The 2,465-nt window shown below is 58.9% G+C and carries 4 protein-coding genes; 1 reads left to right on the forward strand and 3 read right to left on the reverse strand.

From position 1 onward, the window contains the following. The 3 genes from Q0288_RS05395 to Q0288_RS05405 all read right to left on the reverse strand — a co-directional run. A partial coding sequence (locus tag Q0288_RS05395; protein WP_299428311.1) for a Clp protease N-terminal domain-containing protein occupies positions 1–1,069 on the reverse strand: 1,069 nt, incomplete at its 3' end. Positions 1,070–1,224: 155 nt separating this feature from the next. Further along, positions 1,225–1,521 carry an ATP-dependent Clp protease adapter ClpS gene (gene clpS / locus Q0288_RS05400; protein ID WP_299428315.1) on the reverse strand — a complete coding sequence of 99 codons (297 nt, stop codon included), beginning with the start codon at positions 1,519–1,521 and terminating at the stop codon, positions 1,225–1,227. Positions 1,522–1,819: 298 nt separating this feature from the next. After that, complete coding sequence (locus Q0288_RS05405; protein ID WP_299428318.1) at positions 1,820–2,287, reverse strand: RDD family protein; 468 nt, start codon at positions 2,285–2,287, stop codon at positions 1,820–1,822. Between the two features lie 39 nt (positions 2,288–2,326). Here Q0288_RS05405 and Q0288_RS05410 point away from each other — a divergent pair. Next, on the forward strand, positions 2,327–2,465 hold a 139-nt coding region (locus tag Q0288_RS05410), incomplete at its 3' end, for a DUF255 domain-containing protein (RefSeq protein WP_299428321.1).

Genomic DNA, 2,465 nt, shown 5'->3' on the forward strand with positions numbered 1-2,465 from the left:
CCTCAAGAACCTTTACTGCGTCGGCATGGGAAGGTTCGGCGATGTCAATTTTCTGGAAGCGCCGCGCAATGGCCCGATCCTTCTCGAAGTGTTTGTACTCGGAAAAAGTAGTGGCCCCGATGCATTTGAGCCTGCCGGTCAGGGCGGGCTTCAACAGATTGCTGGCGTCCACGGTAGAGCCGGTGGTGGAGCCTGCGCCGACGATGGTATGAATCTCATCAATGAACAATATTGCGTTGGGATGGGCCTCGAGCGCTTTCATCACGGCCTTGACGCGCTCCTCGAAGTCGCCCCGGAAGCGGGTGCCCGCCAGCAGGCTGCCCATGTCCAGGGCAAAGACCTCGGCGCCTTTCAACTTTTCGGGAAGTCGGATATCTGCGCCTTCGCTGTGCACAATCAACTGTGCCAGTCCTTCGACCAGCGCGGTCTTCCCCACCCCGGGGTCGCCTACGAGCAGGGGATTGTTCTTCTGCCGGCGGGAGAGGATGGTCAGGATGCGCTCGAGTTCGGCCCCACGCCCGATCAGGGGGTCGAGATGGCCTTTCTGGGCGCGAAGCGTGAGATTGGTGCAGTAGGCTTCCAGGGGATTCTGTGCGATACCTGCGGTATCTTCACCGACCTGGGCTGGCTGGCGGGTGCCTCTGGGGAGCGCCCCTCGGGAGATGGCCGCCGTCAGATCGGAACGGTTGACACCGAAGCTCTCCAGCAGGGCGTAGACGGCGGTCTGCCGCTCGTCCATGATCGAGACCAGCACGTTGGCTCCATTGGCCTGGTCGCGGCCCGCCGAGCGCATCTGATAAACCGCCCGTTGAATCACGCGGGTAAAGCTCGAGGTGGGGTGCGGCTCGTCTGCCTCCCCGACCTCAAACTGCCTTAGCGACTCCTCCAGCATCAGGCGCAGGGTTTGCAGATCAACCCCGCAACTCAAAAGCGCCCTGGATGCGTCGGGGTCATCGAGCAGGGCCAGCAGCAGATGCTCCAGGCCCGCATATTCGTGCTTTCGCTCGAGGGCGATTTGCAGGGACCGTCGAATGGAAAGTTCCAGGGTTGGGGTCAGTGGGGTTTCCATACCTGCTAGCTCGAGTGTAGCAGGATGGTTCGTTTAGAGTGTGCAATGGCGCCGTTGGCAGGCAGAGCTATTTGCCCGCCCACACTCGGCGCGGCTGACCCTGGCAGCCTGGAAAATACCAAACCCAAATCAGAGGGCCCGGAGGGCGGGTGGCCTTACTCCGGTTCCATAGTGCACTGCAGGGGATGACCCTCCGCACTGGCTGCATCCATCACCTGGTTTACCTTGGTCTCGGCAATCTCAAAAGGATAGACCCCCGCTACACCTACGCCTGCCTGGTGTACTTGCAGCATGACTCGAGTGGCCTCCAGCTCACTTTTCTTGAAAAACTGTATCAACACCTCCACTACAAAATCCATGGGGGTGTAGTCGTCGTTGAGCAACAATACCTTGTACATCGGCGGGGTGCGGGTTGCCGACTTGGGCTGGGTACGGGTGGCGCTATCGCTCACAACACGTCAGTGTAGCAAATGGAAACGGGTAGTTGGCGACCGATTTGCTGTTGATCAGGATAGCAAGAAAGGGAGGCCTGGTGGTCGGTACCCTGATGCACAGAAAACCTCGCCTTCCGAGGCTGCTTTTGCCGAGGTATTTACGGTTCGGGCAGCACAGCGCATCAGATTCTTTACTCCGCCTGGATGGGCCGTAAGGGAGAAGAATAACGGAGTTGTTCACAGGGCTCTAACGCTGCGCTTTCTGGACAAGCGGGGTCTGGTTCTTGAAGAGTCGGCTCAACCCAGGGCTTGTTGGCTAGTGTAAAACCCCCTGGTTTTTGCGCCACACCACCAAGGTTTCGGCCACCATATCGTGCAGGGCCTGCCGGTCTCGATCCCAGAACACGAACAAAAGACCCAGATTCAGCACCATCGCATTCAGCCAGCGTCCTGCACTCTCACGCAAGGCGGCCTGCAGCAACGAAGGGCTCCGGCCCGACTGGTCTACGACCCGCAACCCCAGCATCTCCTTACCTAAGGTGCTGCCCGAACGAGTTAGTGGTACAACGGCATACACAAACCAGGCCAGGGGAGAAAGGACTCCAAAAAGCATCAGCCCTGGGGTGGAAAAGTGATGGCCTGGATGGGTAGGGGGAAGCAGGGCTGTGATGGAAGCCACGATTCCGAACTGCAAACCAGCCATCACCGCCAGGTCAAACAGCCCAGCCAGCAACCGATGACTCAGATACCGCATGGTCTGGCGGACGGGTAGTGGAAGGTTCACGACACTTTTACTTTAGCGCCAGATGGCTAGGCTGGGTGAGTGTCAAACCGTCTGATACAGGAGAGCAGTCCTTATTTGCTGCAACATGCCCACAACCCGGTGGACTGGTTTCCCTGGGGAGAGGAGGCTTTCGCCAGAGCCAGGGCCGAAAACAAGCCTATCTTTCTATCGGTGGGAT

The sequence above is a fragment of the uncultured Meiothermus sp. genome, from assembly GCF_937863175.1.
Lineage (GTDB): Bacteria > Deinococcota > Deinococci > Deinococcales > Thermaceae > Meiothermus.